18 protein-coding genes are annotated in these 20589 nt (G+C 69.7%); 7 read left to right on the forward strand and 11 right to left on the reverse strand.

The features are described 5' to 3' along the window. Positions 1–400: 400 nt before the first annotated feature. From SGUI_RS09965 to SGUI_RS09975, 3 genes are all read right to left on the reverse strand, one after another. A complete protein-coding gene (locus SGUI_RS09965) occupies positions 401–3040 on the reverse strand; it encodes a multicopper oxidase domain-containing protein (protein WP_066639500.1) in 2640 nt (879 codons plus the stop codon). Continuing rightward, positions 3037–4215, reverse strand: coding sequence for a hypothetical protein (locus tag SGUI_RS09970; RefSeq protein ID WP_202816575.1), 1179 nt, complete (start codon positions 4213–4215; stop codon positions 3037–3039). Before SGUI_RS09970 ends, SGUI_RS09965 begins: the two co-directional genes overlap by 4 nt. A gap of 212 nt (positions 4216–4427) precedes the next feature. Beyond that, positions 4428–6278, reverse strand: coding sequence for a bifunctional copper resistance protein CopD/cytochrome c oxidase assembly protein (locus SGUI_RS09975; protein ID WP_066639502.1), 1851 nt, complete (start codon positions 6276–6278; stop codon positions 4428–4430). Between the two features lie 257 nt (positions 6279–6535). Here SGUI_RS09975 and SGUI_RS09980 point away from each other — a divergent pair, with 257 nt between their 5' ends. Both SGUI_RS09980 and SGUI_RS18230 read left to right on the forward strand, forming a co-directional pair. Beyond that, a complete protein-coding gene (locus tag SGUI_RS09980; protein ID WP_083190616.1) occupies positions 6536–7156 on the forward strand; it encodes a copper resistance CopC family protein in 621 nt (206 codons plus the stop codon). A 442-nt stretch (positions 7157–7598) separates the two neighbouring features. Next, on the forward strand, positions 7599–7727 hold the full coding sequence (locus SGUI_RS18230) for a hypothetical protein (RefSeq protein WP_257784395.1): 129 nt from the start codon (positions 7599–7601) through the stop codon (positions 7725–7727). Positions 7728–8013: 286 nt separating this feature from the next. Here the strand turns inward: SGUI_RS18230 and ccsB are convergent, their stop codons facing one another. The 8 genes from ccsB to SGUI_RS10020 form a co-directional block, all read right to left on the reverse strand. Further along, complete coding sequence (gene ccsB / locus SGUI_RS09985) at positions 8014–9036, reverse strand: c-type cytochrome biogenesis protein CcsB (protein WP_066639506.1); 1023 nt, start codon at positions 9034–9036, stop codon at positions 8014–8016. Beyond that, the gene (resB, locus tag SGUI_RS09990) at positions 9029–10702 is read right to left on the reverse strand and encodes a cytochrome c biogenesis protein ResB (protein WP_066639512.1); all 1674 of its coding nucleotides are present in this window, start codon (positions 10700–10702) and stop codon (positions 9029–9031) included. The genes ccsB and resB overlap by 8 nt, the downstream gene beginning before the upstream one ends. Then, a complete protein-coding gene (locus tag SGUI_RS09995; protein WP_066639514.1) occupies positions 10702–11451 on the reverse strand; it encodes a cytochrome c biogenesis CcdA family protein in 750 nt (249 codons plus the stop codon). Before SGUI_RS09995 ends, resB begins: the two co-directional genes overlap by 1 nt. Next, positions 11448–12071, reverse strand: coding sequence for a TlpA family protein disulfide reductase (locus SGUI_RS10000; protein ID WP_237141324.1), 624 nt, complete (start codon positions 12069–12071; stop codon positions 11448–11450). The genes SGUI_RS09995 and SGUI_RS10000 overlap by 4 nt, the downstream gene beginning before the upstream one ends. Positions 12072–12437: 366 nt before the next feature. Next, a complete protein-coding gene (gene lnt / locus SGUI_RS10005; RefSeq protein WP_237141325.1) occupies positions 12438–13925 on the reverse strand; it encodes an apolipoprotein N-acyltransferase in 1488 nt (495 codons plus the stop codon). Between the two features lie 134 nt (positions 13926–14059). Next, entirely contained in the window at positions 14060–14620 is a 561-nt protein-coding gene (locus SGUI_RS10010) for a hypothetical protein (protein WP_202816576.1), read from the reverse strand. Between the two features lie 32 nt (positions 14621–14652). Next, positions 14653–15192: a vitamin K epoxide reductase family protein gene (locus tag SGUI_RS10015; RefSeq protein ID WP_335675095.1), complete on the reverse strand. Its 540-nt coding sequence runs from the start codon at positions 15190–15192 to the stop codon at positions 14653–14655. Between the two features lie 37 nt (positions 15193–15229). Next, positions 15230–15892: a DsbA family protein gene (locus SGUI_RS10020; protein WP_066639526.1), complete on the reverse strand. Its 663-nt coding sequence runs from the start codon at positions 15890–15892 to the stop codon at positions 15230–15232. Between the two features lie 75 nt (positions 15893–15967). On the opposite strand from SGUI_RS10020, the gene SGUI_RS10025 reads away from it, so the two are divergent. The 5 genes from SGUI_RS10025 to SGUI_RS17695 all read left to right on the forward strand — a co-directional run bounded on the left by SGUI_RS10025 (position 15968) and on the right by SGUI_RS17695 (position 20447). Then, a complete protein-coding gene (locus SGUI_RS10025) occupies positions 15968–16387 on the forward strand; it encodes an ArsR/SmtB family transcription factor (RefSeq protein ID WP_066639529.1) in 420 nt (139 codons plus the stop codon). Further along, on the forward strand, positions 16384–17280 hold the full coding sequence (locus SGUI_RS10030; RefSeq protein ID WP_066639532.1) for a cation diffusion facilitator family transporter: 897 nt from the start codon (positions 16384–16386) through the stop codon (positions 17278–17280). Before SGUI_RS10025 ends, SGUI_RS10030 begins: the two co-directional genes overlap by 4 nt. Before the next feature lie 84 nt (positions 17281–17364). Then, positions 17365–17727 carry a Cd(II)/Pb(II)-sensing metalloregulatory transcriptional regulator CmtR gene (gene cmtR, locus SGUI_RS10035; RefSeq protein ID WP_066639534.1) on the forward strand — a complete coding sequence of 121 codons (363 nt, stop codon included), beginning with the start codon at positions 17365–17367 and terminating at the stop codon, positions 17725–17727. Continuing rightward, positions 17727–19703 carry a heavy metal translocating P-type ATPase gene (locus tag SGUI_RS10040; protein WP_083190618.1) on the forward strand — a complete coding sequence of 659 codons (1977 nt, stop codon included), beginning with the start codon at positions 17727–17729 and terminating at the stop codon, positions 19701–19703. Before cmtR ends, SGUI_RS10040 begins: the two co-directional genes overlap by 1 nt. A 330-nt stretch (positions 19704–20033) precedes the next feature. After that, the gene (locus tag SGUI_RS17695; protein WP_191090892.1) at positions 20034–20447 is read left to right on the forward strand and encodes a hypothetical protein; all 414 of its coding nucleotides are present in this window, start codon (positions 20034–20036) and stop codon (positions 20445–20447) included. The last annotated feature ends 142 nt before the right edge of the window (positions 20448–20589 follow it).

The following is a 20589-nucleotide window of genomic DNA, read 5'->3' on the forward strand; positions in this document are numbered from 1 at the left end:
GGCTAGATGTGCCGAGGAGTACAGCACGGTCTGCGCCCGGCCGGTGCGATCGACGAAGAGGCGGGACAAGACCATTCGCTCCCTCGACCTCAAGGACCCCCGCTGGTCCGAGCGGCGGTCATGGCCGCCGAGCAGGACGGCAGGTCTGCGGAGCCGATCACCGCCGCGAGCAGGCGTCGATCACGAACGCGACGTAGACCGTGCCCAGCCAGGTCGGGACGTAAGTGTTATGTCCAGCAGCCAGCAGCGCATAACACGCATTCGACTCAGCCCGTGGTCATGTGCACCTCGGTGTGTTGAGCTGCTGGCGGAGTCTGACGCGGCAGTGCTGAGGGGTGGTCAGGCGGTAGCCCAGCCAGGAACGGACGCTGCGGTCCTTCGGGCGGGATTGGTTGGGCTGCTACTTGGTTGCTGCGAAGATCCCGCTGGCACCGATCTCCGCGTCGCCGGCGATGTGGTTGAGCATCGTGTAGTGCCCAGCCTCCGGGAAGGTCGTCTCGACGAAGCCGCCCTGGGCTGGTAGCAGCCCGAGCGTCTGGGAGCCCGCGGAGTGGTAGTCCGGTGGGTCGAGCGGTCCGCGGCCGTCCTTGAGCAGGTAGGTGCCCTCCTTGTAGACGGTGTCGAACTGGGTCCCGACGATGTGGAAGGACAGCGGCCGGTTCGGGCCGATGTCGAGGACCCAGACGCGCACCCGCTCACCGACCTTCGCGGTCAGCGGCTGGTCGACGTACTGGTTCACCAGTCCGTTGAACATCACGGCGTCCGCTTGGCCCACGGCCGCTTTTGCCGCGTTGACCGGGCCGCCCTGCTCGCTGAGGTAGAGCTCGGACTGGGTGATGACGTAGGACCGGTCGACCTTGGCCAGGTCCGGTGGCTCGATGATGACGGCGCCGGCCATCCCGGCCGCGATGTGAGCCGTCATCGGCATCGTCTTGCAGTGGTACATCCAGATGCCGGACCGGTTGGCGGTGAAGGTGTACTCCAGACTCTCCCCGGGCGCGATGTCGCGCATCGGGACGTCCGGTGAGATCTCGCTCGCGTGGAAGTCGACGGAGTGGGCCATGCTGCCGTTGTTGACGAGGGTGACCACGAAGGTGTCGCCGACACGGCCGCGCAGGACGGGCGCGACGGATCCGCCGTTGTAGGTCCACCGCGTCTGGAGGACCCCCTGCGCGACCTCTGTCTTGACGTCCTCGACGGTGAGGGTGACGTGGCGTACCCGCTCTTGCGTCAGGGGCGGCAGGACCGGGTCGATGCCCTTGAAGTCGGCCCCCCACTTCTTCATGAAGTCGATCTGCGGTGAGGCGCCGGCCGGTCCGCTCGTGTCTTCCGCGCCCGACACGGCAGCGCCGGTCGTCCTGACGGCGAAGACCATTCCCATCTGGCGGTGGCCGACGACAGAGCACCACCCGTCGATGTCGCCGTCGACGACACCGACCTCGACCGTCGCGCTCTGGCCGGGCGAGAGGCGTCCGCTCGATGCGCCGTTGGCCAGGACGATGTCGTGAACGTTCGTGGAGTCGGTGTTCTTCAGCTCGATGACGAGCTTGTCTCCGGGTGGTACGGACACCTCGGCGGGGTGGAAGCGCATGTCCTTGGCGGTGACCTCCACCGTGGTGGTCCGGCCGGTCGGGGTGACCGCCGAGGCGGACTGGCGTTCGCGCCTGCCCGACGTCATGTTCAGGCCGGCGGCGGTGGGGTCGAGGCCGACGCCGATGGTCGCGCCGACGGCGATGACCGCCGCCCCGGTGATGAGCTCGGCGCGCGACCAGGACGTGGCCAGCGGCGCGACCCGCTGCGGGGGGGCGCCGTCGGGGGCGGGAGGCCGCTCCGCGGCAGCCCGCCTGCCCTTGACCGCGGCGTAGACCCCGCGCCCCAGGATGGGGATCGACAGCGCGAGCGCGAGCAGGGTGAGCACCGACAGGACGACCCTGACCAGGCTCGGCACCGGTAGCAGGGCCAGGGCCAGGGCGCCGTTGGCGACGACGACCCGGGCCGTCGCCCAGCGCTCCATCTCCCGTATCCCGAGCCGGAGCACGTGGGGGCCCCCACCGATGGCGACCGGCAGCAGGTAGGACAGTGCGCCGAGGACGACCTGCAGGGCGAAACCGACGACGAAGATCGTGGTGAGGATGCCGTAGTTGTCGGACAGGTCGGCCCAGGAGCCGCGCTCCAGCAGCGACCAGGCCATCAGCCCGAGGCCGATGGGCAGCCAGAGCAGCCCGGCGCCCGCGGACAGGGCCGGGAAGCTGGCCGGCGGGCGGTTCCGGGCGGCCGTGACGATCGGCCGGTAGACCCAGAGGGTCCCGACGAGGTAGGCGACGACCCCCGCCGCCGCGACGAGCGCGAGGTCGACTAGCGGCCCGGCGACGACCAGTACGAGGCCGAGGACGAGGATCGGCAGTGCCTGTTTCGAGGCGGACTCGGCGTTCGGCGCCATCCGGGTGCGCAGCATGGTCGGCCACAACGTGACCAGGGTGCCGAGCACGGTCAGCCCGACCCACCCGAGTAGGTTGACCATGCTGTGCGCGACGAGGAGGCGCCCGTGCCACGGGTCGGCGAGGCCGCGGGCGAGCAGCACGCCGAACGTCGCGCCGACCGGCAGCAGCAGCGCCGCGATGATGTAGTAGCGCACGGTGATCCGGAACCGGCCGGGCAGCGCGGCGCGCAGCCGGCGCCCGAGCGCGATCGCGTGCCACACGATGGCGACCGAGATGAGCGTGGCCCCGGCCAGGGTCAGCGCCCAGATGTTCGTCGGGACGCCGATGAACACGAGGATGATCCCGACCTGGAAGATGCTGAGGCGGGCCGTCTGCCAGCGACGGTCTTCGAACCCCGCCTTCGTCTTGAGCAGCGCGTCGGTGAAGTGGACGCTCCACACCATCGCCGAGTGGGTCACGACGCCGAGGACGACGAGGTGGACCATGAGCCACCGTGACGACGCGAAGAACGGGTGGACCAGCGCGACGAGGAAGGCGATGAACAGCCAGATCGCGACGGGACGGTCACGCATGAACCACGTGCCGCGGGAGGTGCTCATGAACGACTCCGGGTGGGTGCAGTCTTGCTCGAGGTGGATGCTGTGCCGCTGGGCTTGATCCCGCCGGGCGGTGCCTGGCCGCGGGGTTTGTGCGCGACCGGCCCGGCGACGCTGGACGCGATGGCGATGACGAGGAACAGCAGCAGGGCGACGATGTTGATGACCGATCCGACCTGCCAGAGCGGGTAGAGCTCACCGAGGTCGCCTGCGAGGATCCGCAGGGCCAGGCCGACGTGCATGAGCACCAAGGGGATCCACATGATGGGCCGGTAGGGCAGGGGCCGGCGCAGGACCGCTGGCAGGATGACGGGCGCGTGGGCCATGACCATCGAGATCGCGAAGCCGAGCATCGTGGCGTGGACGACGAGGTCGTAGAGGTCACCCTCGAGCTGGGCGCCACCGACGACCCACGTCACCGCGGCGAGGAGGAGCCAGACGTAGCCGCCGAGCAGGGAGGCTGCGCTGAACCGGGGCAGGCCGGTCGCCCGGATCGTCTTACGGGCGACGTCGTGCCGGACGAGCCAGACCACGAGGGAGACGATGACAAGACCGGTCAGGCGCGCGCCGAAGTCCGGCCAGAGCAGCGTCATGACCAGGGTGATGGTCAGGGCTGCGGAGTGCAGGACCAGGGTCCGGCCACCGGTCGGTGGCATGTGCAGTCTGGCCAGCTCGACCCGCTCGGCGCAGATCGTGAGGACCACGAAGCCGACGAGCCACGGCAGCAGCCACGGGATCTCGACCTGGAGCCAGAGGAACGACCCGATGGCGAGGCAGACGGCGCCGAGCAGTTCGACGATGACGACGTCGTCGTGGTTGCGCCGGAACAGGGCGGCGTAGACGAGGGCGAAGGCGATCGCCCCGTCGAGGAGCAGGAGCTTGCCGACCGAGACCGGCAGGGGGGTGAGCAGCGCGATGCCGCCGAGGCCGAGCAGCAGGGGGGCGGCGAAGCCGAGCCGGTCGCGGAGCGCGACGGCCCGCTCCATCGCGATCAGGGTCCCGAGGAAGCCGCCGACCATGAGCATGCCGTGCAGGTCGCCCATTCGGGCCGCCTCGACCGGGGCGCCGACACCGACGAGCATGAGCGCGGCGTTGACCCCGGCGAGCATGGCGACGCCGGCCGGGACCAGGAACACTGCACGACGCGACAGCGGCTGGCCGGACTGCTTATTTTCCACAACTCTGATTGTAGGTAATCTGCAAACCCTCTTAGGCGAGCCTGCGCCTGGTCCAGGAGGCCTGCACCACGGGCGGTGCACCCGACGTGCGCCACTCATCACGGGTGCCCCCGGGCGCCAGCCCGACGCCGCCCACCCAAGAGGCACGCCGCCCGGCTGTCGCTCGTCTGGATCACCAGCCCGGACGCGTGCTGGCGTCCTTGTTGATCGGCTCACCCTGGTGCGTGAGAACGTCGCAGGCCCGGCGCGCGGTTGCGGTCGAGAAGAACAATGACCATGAGCACGATGGTCAGCGATGTGCCCAGGCCCCAGGCCAAGACGCCGCCGAGCTGCTGGTCGGCGAGCAGGTCCGGCACCCACGGCACGGCGATCGTCTTGTAGAATTCCGGCCCGAGCAGGAACGCGCCCTGCATGAGCGCCAGGGCGAAGAAGGCATGCCCGGCGAGCGTGACACCCAGGACGATCACCCGGATCGGCGTCGACCACCTGGGCGGGCCGGGGTCGGTGCCCACGAGCGACCAGACGAAGACGTAACCGGTGAGCGTGAAGTGCACGACCATGAACACGTGCCCGATGTGCGTCGTCAGCGACCAGTGCAGCAACGGGGTCCGGTAGAAGGCGAGAAGGCTGGCGAACAGTAGAGTCCCGGCGGTCACCGGGTTGAGGATGAACGAGGCCCACCGCGGGTGCACCACCGCAGACACGACCTCGCGCGGGCCGAGGGTGTTGTCACCCCGCGCCGGCAGGGCACGGAGCGTGAGGGTGAACGCGTTGGCCGGCACGAGCAGGATCGGCACAGCCATCATCAGGCCCGTGAACGTGGCCGTGTGCACTGAGAACATGACGCGGCCGTAGGCGCCTGGGCCGCCGCTGGTGAGCCACATGAAAAGAACCCAGCCCAGCACCCACAGCACCAGCTTGTGCAGCGGCCAGTGGTCACTGCGGCGCCGGAGCCGGACGACGCCTGCGACGTAGAGCCCGATGGCGACCAGGGCCACCAGGGTGAAGAGCCAGTCGGTGCGCCAGGTCAGGAACAGCCGCGCCCAGGTGAACGGTTCCGGCAGCGGCCAGCCGGTGAGGTCGAGCGTGAGCGTGAGGTCGACCGGCTCGGGCACGGGCGTGGGTGTGCCGCCCAGCACGACGCCGAGGGAGACCGCGGCGGCCATGAGCACGATCTCAACCAGCGCGACCTGGCCGAACCGGCGTGGCGAGTCGACGCCGCGCGCGACCACGGCGCGACGCTGCGCCCAGCCGGCGACGCCGAGGATCGCCAGGAGCGCCACCTTGAGCAGCAGCACGACCCCGTAGGGGGTGGCCAGGTTGGCGAAAGAACCCACCGTCACGGTGGCGAACAGAACGCCTGAGAGCCCCACCGCCACGTAGCACCAGGTCGCCACGGTAGAAAAGCGCCGCACCGCGTCGGGCAACGCCTTACCAAGCACGGGCAGGAGGGCGGCGATCGCCATCAGGCCGCCGACCCAGACGGTCAGCCCTACCAGGTGCAGGTTGAGGGCGACCACTGCCGTTCTGTGGCCGAGAGCGCTGGCGGAATGACCGGCGAAAGCCAGCGGCACCAGCGCGACCAACGCCAGAAGAAGGGTCCACGCAAGCGCAGCACGGGTGCGCGCGTAGGCGGTCATCGCCACCACCGGCACCACAAGGAGCGCCACGCCGAGGTAGAGCCGGAGCAGCTCCATGGACCAGACGTTGGTGAGGAGCACGGTGAGGTAGTCCGGGGACGAGAGCGGTATGCCGGCCAGCTCACCCAGGGTGAGGTAGAGCACCACGATCGCGCTGACCAGCCAGATGAGCGAGGACAGGAAGGCCAGCTGGGCGGCCGTCTCCCGGCGCCGCGTCGACCGTCCCTCGCGGACCAGGAAGGCCGCGACCAGCAGCAGCCCGATCGTGAACGACGCAGCAAGGTCGTGCACGACCCCGACCAGCGGCAACCCCCAGCGCACGAGCGGGCCCGCATCACCCAGCGCCAGCGGCGCGGCCGCGCCGGACAGGGCGGCCACGGGCACCGCGATCACCAGCGCGACGAGCGTCGCCGTGACCGGCACACCCAAGGCGCGAACGGTGCCCGGCACCCGCCTCTCGGCAAGGTTGCCAGGGCCAGGGCTGAGGGACGCAGCGCGTGGCTGGGGCGACATACCCGCCATGCTAGGGAACGACCGCGAACGGCTAACCACCCCCTACGCAAGCCTGCCCCGCCGGCAGCAGGATCGCCATGCCAGGGTTCGGTGGGCGCCCATCCACGGCCGGGGCCCCACGACTTCCCGCAAGGGGCAGCAAGAACGCGGCTGGGTAGCATGCCCTCATGGTGAGAGCGTTCCTTGCTGTTCTGTGTTCTGTGGCGTTCACGGTGCTGCTGGTTCCAGCGGCGATGGCTCACGACCAGCTGGTCGGCAACAACCCGTCCGATGATGAGCGGGTCTCGACGCCCCCGACGGAGGTGGTGCTGGACTTCTCCGGGCAGCTCTCCGAACTCGGGGCACAGGTCCAGGTGACTGGTCCAGACGGTGACGCCGCCGACGGGGCGCCGATAGTTTCCGGCGAGCGGCTCAGCCAGCCGCTGGAAGACGCATTGCCAGCGGGGGACTACACGGTCGTGTGGCGGGTGACCTCCTCGGACGGCCACCCCATCTCGGGGGAGTTCAACTTCACTCTGACACCGGCAGCATCCACGACGCCTGCCGAGGCGCCACCGACGACGGAACCTACTGGTGAGGCCGCGACACCAGCTGGCACGGCTAACGAGACGGCGACCAGTGAGATGCCCAAGACGTCCCGAACCCCAGCAGAGGTCCCTTCCCAGGAGAACGCCTCCCCCGATGCGCCAGATCAGGGGTCAGCGCTGTCTGTCTGGGTCTGGCTCCTGGGCGGCGCCGGCGTGCTTGCCGTCCTGGGGACAGTCCTGATGAGGCGCCGCCCAGGCTAGACGCCGCCCAGGCAACTATGCCGCGCAGCAAGGATGCAGGTCATCCGTGCCGTTCAGACAATGTCAAGATCCGCAGGCGCCCGCCCCGACGATCTGCCCCCTCGAGGCACGCCCGGTACCGGCCGACGATGGCCCGGGGCCACTCCCATACCGCAAGGTCGCGTTGAGGTGCCTACATCCGGTCACCCAGGTTAGGTGCATCGGGCTAGCCGGAGAAGGGCCGAGCACGTGGACCATCCGGTACAGGCCATTCGCGACCACCGGGGCGGGTCTGCTGAGCACCGCGCACGGCCGAAATCCGGAGGTCCCTGGAGGTTCTGCCCGGCAACGACTGTCACCCGAGGCCACTTATCTAAGCCTGGCCCAGCGCAGCTAGATTTGCCGCAGGCCGACGTCTGGAGGTCGAAGTCCTGGAGCTGGTTGCACGATAGGAGCGGTACACGTGAAGCGTAAGGAGCATAATCCAGATCGACGACGACGCTGGGGTATTAGGTTGACCATGCTTGGTTTCGGCCTGGTGACGGTGGCCTATATCGCCACGATGATCACGATGTACCTCATCGGTCGATGAACCGCCGCAGCTGTCCTGCCGCGGTTCCGGGCTCGGTCGGGACGCACGGGGCCGCCATCGGACTTCACACTGGAACTCGATAGGTCAGCATGGGCTGACTGTTGCCCCGTGTGGATGCACCAACCCGTGGTGGGTGCGGAGGTTGCGGACCGGGCTGATGGGCGCGGATCCGGCTGTTCGTGCTGGATCGGGCTTGCCCGCGCCGCCGGCGAACACGTGGCTGGGGCGCGTCTGGTGTCACGGGGTGCGGTCGGACGGGCCTCTGCCACCGTGTCGCCGGTGGCGATCACGCGGCAACCCCCGAGTAAGAGTGCAGGCCGGTGATGAGCAGGTTCACCACGGTGTAGTTGAGGATGATGCACAGCATCCCGACCAGCGCCACCCAGGTCGCCCGCCGCTTGGTCCAGCTACTGGTGGCTCGGGCATGCAGGTAGGCCGCGTAGACCGCCCAGATGACGAAGGTCCACACCTCCTTGGGGTCCCACCCCCAGTAGCGGCCCCAGGCCACCTCGGCCCAGATGGCACCGGTGATGAGCACCACGGTCCACAGCGGGAAAGCGAAGATGTGGATCCCGTAGGTCATCGTCTCCAGCTTGGAAGCCTGCGGCAGACCGGCGAGCCAGCCTCGGACCCGGCCCTTGCGCTCGGCGGAGTCGCGCAGCAGGAAGGCGATGCCCAGGGCGGCGCCGATGATGAACAGTGCGACCGACAGGGTGGCGAGCGTGACGTGGATCGACAGCCACATCGTGTTGTCCAGGGCCGGCATGAGCTGGGAGGCCTCGGTGTACCAGATCTTTCCCGCGGTGAGGATCGCCATGACCGGGAGCACGACGAAGGGTCCCAGCCAGAGCCGGTCGCGCTTGGTGCTCCACAGCGCGAAGACGACCAGCGCGAAGGAGGCGCTGACGATGGCGAACTCGTACATGTTGCCCAACGGCCAGCGCTGCACCGACAGGCCCCTCAGCACGGTGCCTCCGACGACCCCGAAGGTTGCTATCCAGGTCAGCTGCATACCGATGATCCCCCAGCGGCGGGTGACCCCGCTTGGGTGGCTGACGCTGGGTGGTTCGACCGCCGCGGCGGACGGTGACTCGTCAAGGGGCTCGGGCGTCCCGACGCGTCCCTCGTGCCCGGGAACGGCTAGGACACTGATGCGCGTCTGCTCGTGGGCCCTGACGTCGGCACGACGCTCCTTGGCTGCGCCCGTCAGGGCCAGGTGCGCGGAGAAGGAGATGAGGGCCAGCGCGAGCACGGCCAGCGAGGCCCAGACGGCGATGTCGCTGGCCAGTGACAGCTGCGGGTCAGTCATTCCTTGTCCTCGTCTCGCTCCAGGGCTGCCGGGTGGTCGTCGGGGTGCTGACGATCCGCGAGAGGACGTCGTCGACGACGGTCTGCAGCCCGGGGTCGCTGCCCTTGGGCAGTCCCGCGACCCTGACGTCAGTATGCCGTGCAGCACCCGTTTCGTCGAAGCCCGGGGCGACCCGGACGTAGATCCTGCGTCGTTTGACACCCAGCATGAGCCCGAGCCCGAGCACGGCGACGCCGGCGAGGGCTAGCGCGGGCATCCGGCCCGGGTCATGACGCACCAGCAGACCGGCCCACCGGATCACGTTCTCGAACTCCACCCGGGTGCCGTCGGGCAGCTCGTAGTACTCACCCGGACGCAGCAACATCGCGACCGGGTCGCCGTCCGCGTCTGTCACCTGGGTCATCTGGTCGGTGTCGAGGGCGAAGACGGACTGCGGGCGGCCGTCGGGGAACATCTCACCCTCGAAGGGGGTCAGCGCCAGGGTCGGGTCGACCAGGCCGGGGAAGGAGGAGAGCATCCCCAGCTCGGGGTCGATCTGCAGGGTCGGCAGGAAACCACCGACGAGGCCGAGCCCAGGATCCTGGCCGGTGACCTTGATCACGCCCTCGCTGGCGTAGTTGTTGTCCTGCGGCAGGAAGGTGACCGCGTCGGAGAACAGCAGCTTCCCGTCGGGGGACCGCACGGTCACGACCGGGGCGTAACCGTTGCCGAGCAGGAAGATCGAGTCGCCCCCGACCGACACGGGGTAGTTGACCGCGAGCTGCTGCTGCTCGGCCTCCCGGCCCGGGATCTCGACGGTGGCCAGCCCCTCGAAGCGGCGGGGCTGCCCGAACTGCGCACCCTCTGCCTGGGTCTCGAAGTCGACCTCGAGTTGGTTCAGCTCGACGGTGAAGGTCGGGATGGCGCTGGCGTCGGTGAGCGGACCGAAATTCAGGGTGTCGAAGGTCCCCGGGCCGGCGGTCCAGGACTCGCCCTCCTTGATAATGATCTCGCCGCGCCAGCCGAAGAGGTTGCCGGCGGCGAAGGCGACGATCACGCCGAGGAGGGCGGTGTGGAAGAGGAGGTTGCCGGTCTCCTTCAGGTAGCCCTTCTCCCCGCTCACCGCGAGCTCGCCCTCCTCGGCGGTCCGGAGCCGGTAGCCCTTGGCTTTGAGCGCCTGCCGGGCCGCGGCCAGCACCACGCCAGGTTCGGCGTCGACCTCGCCGTGCGCCGTGGCCGGAAAACGGGTCAGACGCCGCGGGGTCCGTGGCGGCTGGGCGCGGAGGCTGGTCAGGTGCTGTCTCGTCCGGGGCGCGATGCACCCGATGAGGCTGATCATCAGGAGCAGATAGATCGAGGCGAACCATGGGGAGGAGAAGACGTCGAAGAGGAAGAACCGGTCCAGCCACGGCGCGATCCCCGGGTTCTCCTCGAAGAAACCGCGGACCTGGACCGGATCGACCGAGCGTTGCGGGAAGATCGAGCCGGGAATGGATGCGGCGGCCAGCAGCAGCAGCAGGTAGATCGCGGTGCGCATGCTGGTCAGCTGTCGCCACGCCCACCTGGCCCACCCTCCCAGGCCCAGGCGGGGGCCGCCGAGCTCGGTGCGGTTCTTGGGGTAGTCCGGCGCGATCCGCTCTGGCGAAGGACCGCCCGCGGCAACCTCGTGGTGCTGGTCGGTGCTCATCAGATCGCCGTCGTGAAGTTGCTGGTGAGGCGTGTCTGAACCCAGGCCATCGCCTCGGCCCACACCCCGAGCAGCATCAGCAGTCCGAGGAGGACGAGCAGTCCGCCACCGGCGCGCTGCACGAGCAGGTAGTGGTCGCGCAACCAGCGGGAGGCGCGGCTGACCGAGCCGAGGCCGGCGGCGATGAGCGTGAAGGGCACGCCCAGACCCAGGCTGTATGCGGTGCCGAGCACCAGGGCACGGCCCACCTGGTCGTCGCCGGGCAGGATCGAGGTGCCGAGGGTCTGGATCGCGGCCAGGGCCGGGCCGGTGCACGCGCTGAAGCCCAGGCCAAAGGCGATCCCCAGCAGCGGTGCCCCGGCGACCCCGGCGGCCGGACGCCACGTCACCCGCACTGCGGCCGTCGGCTGCAGTACCATCACCAGCCCGAGGACGAGGACGACGACACCGCCGATGCGCAGCAGCAGCCCCTGATGTTGCGCCAGGGCCAGCCCGAGGGAGGAGATGACCACACTCATCGCCAGGAACACCACGGTGAAGCCCGCCACGAACAGCAGGGACCCCACGAGCACGCGCCACCGCTCCGAACGTGACCGGGCATCGGCTGGCTGGGCCGTCATACCCCCGACGTAGCCCAGGAAGCCGGGCACGAGCGGCAGCACGCAGGGGCTTGCGAAGGACACCAGACCGGCCAGCGCCGCGATCGCGGCAGCCAGCAGCAACGGCCCGGACAGGACGACCTCGCTCACCGGGCCTCCTCGTCGGCAGCGGGCTCGGCCAGAACGTCCTCGACGAGCCCGCGCAGCGTCGAGGCGTCGACCTGGCCGCTGACCCGGGCAGCCAGGCGTCCCTGGCCGTCCAGGACCATCGTCGTCGGGGTCGCGACGGCCAGCCCCTGCAGCTGCGCGCGGGTGCGGCCGCCGTCGTCCTGCAGGGAGGGGTAGGAGACGTCGTACTTCTCCTGGAACGCCAGGGCGTTGGGCACCGAGTCACGGCTGTTGACCCCGATGAACTGCACCGGCTCACCGGCGTCACGAAAACCGGTGGCGACCTCCTCCAGGTCTGGCGCCTCGGCGATGCACGGTCCGCACCACGAACCCCAGACGTTGACGACGACGACCTCCCCGAGGTGGTCCTGGGAGGACCATGCCTTCTCCTCCAGGGTGGTGCCCTCGAGGGTGATGACCGTCTCGCGCTCCTCGGCGGTGAGCACCTGGATGGTGCCGTCGCCGGCGACGTAACCCTTCTGGTCCCCCTGTCGCATCTGATCATTGATCGACGAGCGGTCGCCACCGCAGCCGGCGAGAGCCAAGGAGACCGCCGCGAGCAGGGCGACCGCACCGGCGCAGCGCTTCGAGGACAGCTTCACGGGCCCACCACGCACTCGCCACCATCGGTCGGCGCGCACAGGATCGTGCCAGGGCAGGCGGAGAACATACCGACAGGCTAGCCAGGGCTCCCGCGACCCCCCGGTGCGGGCCCGATCACCGCCAGGTCCACATCGAACAGGCCGGTCGTCTGCGGCCTCCGGGAACGCCTCGCTCGGACAGGTGAGGTCCCCGGTGACTGCGATCAGCGGATGGTGCCCGACCTGCCCTGTCCCCTTCGGGCACTTCGGTCGGTGTGGAGCGCGATGTCCCGTCCACCCGCGAAGAACGGCACTACCGTCCGGTGCCCGGGCCGAGAGGCGATGCTGAGACGCTCACCCGTCAGATGCCCCACGCTTCAGGCGGGGTCATGGTCTGGAGCTGGGCATGCGGCGGGCCACCGAGCGTGCGGTCCGCAGCGCACCGACGAGCACGATAAGTGCTGCGGCAGGGACGAGCCAGGGGCCGGTGCGGAGGGCGAGCGTCTGGTCGGTGCGCAGGGGGAGCACTCCTTCCAGGGTCGCCTCGGTGTAGAGTCGGGTGCGGTCGTGGACGGTGCCGTCCGGGGTGATCAGGCCGGAGACGCCGACGTTGCTGATGTGCACCACTGAGCGGCCGTACTCGAGGGCGCGTACGCGAGAGACGGCGATGTGCTGGGCCGCCTGGTCGCCCTCGCCGAACCAGGCGTTGCTGGTCGGCACGACGAGCAGCTCGGCACCGCCGGAGACCAGGTCGCGCATGGCGGGGTCGAAGAGTACCTCGAAGCAGATCGCCAGCCCGAGCACCACGTCTCCGCTTTCGGGCAGGGGCAGGCTCATGACGCCTGGTTCCCGGCCTGGGGCGAGGTCGGTGATCCGGTCCACCCAGGGGCTGAGGTGGCGCATCAGCGGCCGCATCGGCATGACCTCGCCGAACGGTGCCAGGTAGATCTTGGCGTAGACATCCGCCAGGCCCTGCCCGGGCAGGTAGCCGAAGACCATGTTGGAGGGCGCCGGTTCGCCGCCCTTCCGGGAGATGCCGCCGAGCACGACCGGTGCCCCGATCGCGTCGACGGCCTGCATGATCCGGGCCGTGGTGTCCTGCCCGCTCCGTGGGTCGAGCGGGTCGAGGTCCGTGGCGCCCTCGGGCCACAGCACCAGCTCCGGGGCCGTGGCCTGTCCGCGGGTGACGCGCTCGGCCAGGTCCTGGGTGCGGTCGGTGTAGCGCGCCAGGATCGTGCCGGGTTCGGCGCTGAGGGTGCGGCTGAAGCCCTCGGGCAGGTCAGCCTGGACCGCGGCCACGGAGATGGGCTCACCTTGCGTCGGACGGGGCACCAGCGTCGGAGCGAGCACCAGCACGGCAGCCACGAGGAGAACGCCGCAGGCTCGGCGGCGGTCCGTGCGGCCCGGCTGCAGCAGCCGTTGCGCGGTCACGGCGAGCAGTCCGCCGCACAGGGCGACGAGGAAACCCAGCCCGGCGACGGCGACGATGCTGACCGCCCCGAGCAGGGGTGAGTCGGCCTGGCTGAACCCCAGCCGGGCCCACGGGAACCCGCCGAAGGGCGTGACCGAGCGGGCCCATTCCACCAGCACCCAGGCCGCGGCGCCTGTGACCGGGCGGACGGCACCGTGCCGTTGCAGCAGGGCGAGCACGCTCCCCAGGGCGGCCGGGTAGCAGGCGGAGGCGATGCTCATCGCCAGCCATGGCGCGGTCCCGGCGTAGGTCCCGGCCCAGGTGAACATGGGAGTGAACCATGCGAGCCCGAGCAGCAGCCCGGCAAGTCCGCCGGCCCACCACCGGGCGCCCGCGGTGGCCAGGGCCAGGGCGGCGCAGCCGACGATCGCCAGCCACCACACGTCGTACCCCGGAAAGGCCAACCACAGCGCCAGCCCGCCCAGAAGGCTGAGGAGCAGACGGCTGGCCAGTACCGGGACAGGCCTGGCCGCGTGGCAGGTCACCGGCCGGGTTGGGCGACGGGCACCGTGACGGCGCACCCGGTGAGCCACGCGATTCATTGGTGGCGCGTGAGCGACAGGAACAGACCTACCGGGACGCTGGCGGCGAGCAGTGCAGCCAGGATCCGGTAGGCCGCGAGCCACCCAACTCGTGCTGTAGCCGTCTGTCTGACTGCGGACAGGAACATCACCAACGCGAGGAACAGCCCAAGGCCGCCAACAACGACGAGCGCCGGGGTACCGCTAAGGGTCCCGGTGATCACGGCGACATTGCCCGCGTTCCACGTCAGGAGCTCCCAGGTCGTCGTCGGCTGCGTCGGTGGCCGTCTGGGCAACAACGCCTGCCCTGCGCCGAGGCCGACCTGGGACACGCCCGCGACAAGAACGAGGTAGGCGGCCATCCACGAGCCGTGCTCGAAGCCGGTCGGACCGGTGATGGCGGCGACGAGCCCACCGGTGACGATGCAGGCGAGGCCGATCAGCACGAACGGGCGCATCGCGCTCCACCCACTCACGATCGCGTCGTCATCGACACCGGGGCTCGCCCGCATGCCTTGGTCTGATCCGCCCGTGCTTGGCAGTCCGTTGCGGTGCTGGCTCTCGCCAGGGTTCTCCATGTTCTTCCTCCTTGCACGGGTGCACGGCGGGCTCACCCGGTGAGGAGGCTGGCCCAGTAGTCGGCGAAGCGGATGGCGATGAGGACGGCGATGGCCAGGAGCCATGCCAGGTTGAGGGTGGGTGCGTACCGGGTCAGGGTCCGTGCCCGCGGGTCACGCCGGACCAGGTGGGTCGTGGTCGTGACGAAGGCGGTGATGGTGACGATCCAGACGACCATGCAGTAGGGGCACAGGGCGCCGATGACGTACAGGGACTGGTAGATGAGCCAGTGGACGAACAGCACACCGGCCGTGGTCCCGCCCTGGACCCCGACCCAGAACCAGGCACGTAGCCGGGCCCCGGCCAGGAGGGCAGCGCCGACGGTGGCCAGGGCGGCGAAACCGGCGACGCCCAGGACCGGGTTGGGAAAGCCCAGAACCTCTGCCTGCGGGGTGGCCATGACCGAGCCGCAGCTCAGGACGGGGTTGATGCTGCAGGACGGGACGTAGGAAGGGTCCTGCAGGAGCAGGATTTTCTCGATCAGCAGCACGAACGCCGCGGCCAGACCGACCAGCCCGGTGACCAGCAGCACCCACCCCGTCACCCTCCCGGTGCGGGCGGCGCGGGTATCAGTCGGCAATGGCGGCCTCGATCGCGTCGCGGAAGTCAGCCTCGCTCTGCGGCTGCAGCAGCTGGCCATCCAGGAAGAAGGTGGGGGTGCCCTGCACGCCCAGGTCGATACCGTCCTGGTAGTCCCGCGCGATCCGCTCGGCGGTGGCCTCGTCGGCGACCGCGGCGTCGTAGGCGTCCATGTCCAGGCCCAACTCCTCGGCGAAGCCGCGGAACACGTCCGCCTTGGACTCCTGCTGCTCGCCCCACTCGGCCTGGGTGGCGTACATGCGCTTGTACATCGCCTCGAACTGCCCCTGCTGCGCCGCGGCCTCGACCGCCACGGCCGCATTGACCGCGTTGGCGTGACTGGGGATCGGGAAGTAGCGCGCGACCACCGTGAGCTGCCCGTCGTAGTCCTGACGCAGCTGCTCGACCAGCGGGTACGCCGCACGGCAGGCCTCGCACTCGAAGTCCAGGAACTCCACCAGGACCGGCGCGTCCGGGCCCTCCGCCTGGGACAGCACGTGGCTGTCCGGGCGCACCAGCTGGGCCGTGGACGTCCCGGCCGCAGCGTCCGAACTCGCCTGCGGGGAGTCGCCCCGGGCGAGCCAGAGGATGAACGCGACTCCCACGACGAACACGCCCAGCATGATGATCGAGATGGACAGCTGACGGTTCACATGGCCTCCACGGGCTGGGTTTGACAGGACGACGTGCTCTGCGATGATACTTGATCATCTGCTCAGAGATTGGGGATGTTCGTGACCGAGGTTGTCGGGCTGGACGGTTGCACCGTGGCCTGTGTCCACCCTGAGAAGGTGGCGATGGTCTGGGCCAACTCTCCCGACCCGGAGCAGCTGGGCCAGGTGGCGGCGATGTTCAAGCTGCTCGGGGACCCGACCAGGGCCCGGCTGCTGTACGCGGTGCTGGAGGCGGGTGAACTGTGCGTGTGCGACCTGTCCGCGGCCACCGGCATCGCCGAGGCCACGGTCTCCCAGGCGCTGCGGCTGCTGCGCGCCTCCGGCGTGGTGACCGGGCGCCGGCAGGGGCGCAATGTGTTCTACCGGCTCTCCGACGCCCACGTCCGGATGCTGCTGGACCTGTCCCGTGAGCACGTCGACCACGACCCTCCCGCCGTCACCTCGGCGGCGCAGCACGGGAAGGTGCTGTCGTGAGTGCCGGGCACGGGCACGGCTCGGCCGGCACCCGGCACCGGTGGCGCCTGGTCGTCGCGTTCGCACTGACCGCCGGGTTCTTCAGCGTCGAGCTCGTCGCCGGGCTGCTGTCACAGTCGCTGGCGCTGCTCGCAGACGCGGGCCACATGGCCGCCGACGTGGTCACCCTGGGCATGGCCCTGCTGGCCACCTCGATCGCCACCCGACCGGACCGCACCGGTAGGCGCACGTTCGGCTCCTACCGGGCTGAGATCTTCGCCTCCGGCTTCGCCGTGCTGATGATGGCCGGGGTGTCGGTCTACATCGCCATCGAGGCCTTCGGGCGGCTGGGCCAGCCGGCCGAGCCGGCCTCCGGGGTGATGCTCGTCGTCGGTGTCGTCGGCCTGGCCGTCAACATCGTCGCCCTGCTGCTGCTGCGCGGCGGGGCGGGGGAGAGCCTGAACGTCAAGGGTGCCTACCTGGAGGTGATGGCGGATGCGCTCGGCTCGGTCGGTGTCATCGCCGCCGGACTGCTCATCACCTTCACCGGCGCGGCGGTGTGGGACACCGTGATCGCCCTGGCCATCGCCGTCTTCGTGCTCGTCCGTGCCGTCATGCTCGGCCGCGAGGTGCTGGCGGTGCTCGGCCAGCACGCACCCAAGGACGTCGAGCCCGCCGACATCGTCCGTGCCCTGGAAGAGCTGCCCGGGGTGGACGACGTGCACGACCTGCACGTGTGGACCCTCACCTCCGGGATGGACGTCGCCACCGCCCACCTGACCACCGCCGAGCAGGCCGACAGCCAGGTGGTCCTGGACGCCGCCACCGAGGTCCTGCGCACCCGCTTCGGCATCGCCCACGCCACCCTGCAGGTCGAGTCCGCCGACCACACCTGCGAAGGGGCCACCTGGTAGCTGGTCAGGGGACGGCAGCGGCCGGGCTGGCGAGAGCAGGCATGGGCACGTCTATAGTTCAGCGTCCCATGTATAGTTCAGCAAGTGCTGACTATTGCTTCTCGTCTCGATGTGATGAACCGTCTGGGCCGGGCGATGGCGGACCCGACCCGGTCGCGGATCCTGATGACCCTGCTGGAGCGGCCCGCCTACCCCGCTGAGCTGGCCCGAGACCTGGACCTGACGCGGTCGAATGTGTCGAACCATCTGGCGTGTCTGCGCGACTGCGGGATCGTGGTCGGCGAGCCGGAGGGCCGGCAGACTCGCTATGAGATCACCGACGCCCACCTGGCGCGGGCGCTCAACGCCCTGGTGGAGACCACCCTGGCGGTCGATGAGGATGCTCCGTGCCTGGATCCGGCCTGTCCGGTGCAGGGCTGCTGTGAGTCTGCAGGGGAGATGCGCTGATGGCTGACGCATGCTGCGCCCCCGCCCCGGCTCCCGGCTCGGCTGGGGAACCGGCACCGCATACGCCCTGGTGGAAGGACGGCAGCGTCCAGATCCCGATCTCCTCGGGGCTGGCGCTCCTGACAGGACTGTTCACCGGGTGGTCGGGACTGGAGACGGTCGCACTGGTGATGTTCTGGGCCGCGCTGCTGCTGGGGGCCTCTCAGTTCGCGCCCGAGGCGCTGCGCGCGCTGGTGACCCGGCGTCGGCTGGGCATCGGCCTGCTGATGACCATCAGCGCCACCGGTGCGGTTCTCCTGGGGTACATCGGGGAGGCCGCCGCCCTGGCGTTCCTCTACTCGATCGCCGAGGCACTGGAGCACCGGGCGATGGACAAGGCCCGCTCCGGGCTGCGGGCACTGCTGGACCTGATTCCTGCCACGGCCACGGTCGTGGAGTCAAGCGGCGAGGTCCGTGACGTTGCGGCCGAGTCTCTGGTCGTGGGTCAGGTGTTACGGCTCAAGGCCGGGGAACGGCTGGCCACCGACGGCGTGGTCCGCTCCGGGCACAGCAGCTTGGATACCTCAGCCATCACCGGGGAGTCCATCCCGGTGGAGGTGGCACCCGGTGACGAGGTGCTCGCCGGGTCCATCAACACCTCCGGGGTCCTGGAGGTCGAGGCCACTGCGGCAGGGACAGACAACTCGCTGACCACGGTGGTCGAGCTGGTCGAGCAGGCCCAGGCCGACAAGGGCGAACGTGCCCGCATGGCCGACCGGATCGCCCGGCCGCTCGTCCCGGGCGTATTGGTCCTGGCCGTGCTGGTCGCCGCGATCGGCTCGATGTTCGGCGATCCGATGGAGTGGATCACCCGCGGCCTCGTCGTCCTCGTGGCAGCATCGCCCTGCGCCCTGGGAATCTCGGTGCCGGTCACGGTGATCTCCGCGATCGGCGGCGGCAGCAGGTTCGGGCTGGTCGTGAAGTCCGGTGCCGCCTTCGAGCGGCTGGGTGACATCAAGCACCTGGCGCTGGACAAGACCGGCACCCTGACCCGCAACGAGCCGACTGTCGCCGCGGTGCTGACCACCGCAGGCCACAGCGAGGACGACGTGCTCAACTGGGCAGCAGCACTGGAAGCCCACAGCACCCACCCCCTTGCAACGGCCATCACCCGCGCGGCCGCGTACGTCCCGGGTGCCGAGGCGGTCACCGAGCACCCCGGGCAGGGCATCACCGGCACCGTCGACGGGCTGGCGGTCGCCGTGGGAAGTCCCCGCTGGCTGACTCCCGGCGCGCTCGGTGACCGAGTCGCCGAGCTGGAGGAACGCGGCAGCACGGTGGTGATCATCCACCGCAACGAGCAGCCCGCAGGCGCTGTCGGTGTCCGGGACGAGCTGCGTCCCGAGGCGGCAGAAGTGATCCAGATCCTTCATCGGCAGGGCATCGCCACGACCATGCTTACCGGCGACAACGCCCGTACCGCACGAGCCATCGCCACCGAAGCCGGCATCACCGACGTCCGCGCCGAGCTGCGGCCGGCGGACAAGGCCCGCGAGATCGCCGCCCTGGCCAAGGACACCCCTACGGCCATGATCGGCGATGGGATCAACGACGCTCCGGCGCTGACGTCAGCGGATGTCGGCATCGCGATGGGCGCGACCGGCTCCGATGCCGCGGTCGAGTCCGCCGACGTAGCCTTCACCGGCGAAGACCTCCGCCTGATCGCCCACGGACTGCACCACGCGCGCCGGGGGCGACGGATCATGAACCAGAACATCGCACTGTCACTAGCGATCATCGTGGTACTACTGCCGCTATCCATCACCGGCACGCTCGGACTGGCCGCCGTCGTCCTCATCCACGAGCTCGCCGAAGTCGTCGTCATCGGCAACGGCCTCCGGGCCGCCCACACCCGCCACTCCCCGACCACCACGACGAGCCACCAACAGACAGCCACAACCCACCACCACGAGAACAAGCTGCACCACGCCCACTGACTCCGAACAACTGGGCTCGCGGGCTGGACAAGAACATGAAGGCCAATCCGGCCTATTTCACAACCCGGGGTGGCTCCTCCGACCTGAACGTGGGCCGGGTGACCGCGTTGTTCCGCGCTGCGTGCAACGTGCTGCTCGAAGGTGCCTCGGATACCTAGCTAGGACGGGTTGATCCACCGGCTCGACAAGATCGACACCAAGGAGGGGCTGGACTCCCTCTGATACCTCGCCGAGCAGCACGTCCCCTGCGCCGTCCTGCTGTACGAGCGCTACCTTGGACGGCCGTTCGCCAGCCACCGCGACGGTGTCTCCGAGCTCGTCGGTGACGTGATGGAGAATGCCATCGAGGACCTGCTGGCAAAGGCCCGCATCCCCATTCCGCAAGACCAAGCGGGCCGATCGGGTGCCGGGGCTTCGATCAGGCCACCTGACTTCTTCAGCCCCGATGAACTCGACCCCACAGTCATCATCGAAGCCAAGATCACCGGCGACGACGGCACGGCCCGCGACAAGGTCGCCCGCATCCTGCGCCTGGCGGCCATGCGCGACGAACGCGAGAGGGCCGGTCGCCCGGCGTTCGAGGTGGTGGCCTGCATCGACGGCCGAGGCTTCGGTGTGCGCCGCGAGGACATGAGCCACATGATCGTCGCGACCCGCGGCAAGGTCTTCACGGCGAACTCCCTGAAGGACCTGATCGCCGACACCCGGCTGTCCGAGCTCCTGCCGACGCCGCCAGACCACTGACGGGAGAGCCGCTGACACCGAAGGTGGAGATGTTGGTCGCACGCTAAATGCCGCGAGTCGGGCGCTACTTTGCACAGCCCGTGCCGGCAGTGCCAGGTCATGCAAGGTTGACCGGGTCGGACGTGCAACCTTCGCTGCATCT

Origin of the sequence: Serinicoccus hydrothermalis, assembly GCF_001685415.1 — a bacterium.
In the GTDB taxonomy this organism is placed as follows: Bacteria; Actinomycetota; Actinomycetes; order Actinomycetales; family Dermatophilaceae; genus Ornithinicoccus; species Ornithinicoccus hydrothermalis.

What these genes read in the sequence shown, in the direction of transcription:
- SGUI_RS09965 (WP_066639500.1), bottom strand. Translation starts at nt 3,040, where the DNA reads ATGAGCACCTCCCGCGGCACGTGGTTCATGCGTGACCGTCCCGTCGCG.
- SGUI_RS10025 (WP_066639529.1), top strand. Translation starts at nt 15,968, where the DNA reads ATGTTCGTGACCGAGGTTGTCGGGCTGGACGGTTGCACCGTGGCCTGT.
- ccsB (WP_066639506.1), bottom strand. Translation starts at nt 9,036, where the DNA reads ATGACTGACCCGCAGCTGTCACTGGCCAGCGACATCGCCGTCTGGGCC.
- SGUI_RS17695 (WP_191090892.1), top strand. Translation starts at nt 20,034, where the DNA reads ATGGAGAATGCCATCGAGGACCTGCTGGCAAAGGCCCGCATCCCCATT.
- resB (WP_066639512.1), bottom strand. Translation starts at nt 10,702, where the DNA reads ATGAGCACCGACCAGCACCACGAGGTTGCCGCGGGCGGTCCTTCGCCA.
- SGUI_RS10010 (WP_202816576.1), bottom strand. Translation starts at nt 14,620, where the DNA reads ATGGAGAACCCTGGCGAGAGCCAGCACCGCAACGGACTGCCAAGCACG.
- SGUI_RS09980 (WP_083190616.1), top strand. Translation starts at nt 6,536, where the DNA reads ATGGTGAGAGCGTTCCTTGCTGTTCTGTGTTCTGTGGCGTTCACGGTG.
- SGUI_RS10040 (WP_083190618.1), top strand. Translation starts at nt 17,727, where the DNA reads ATGGCTGACGCATGCTGCGCCCCCGCCCCGGCTCCCGGCTCGGCTGGG.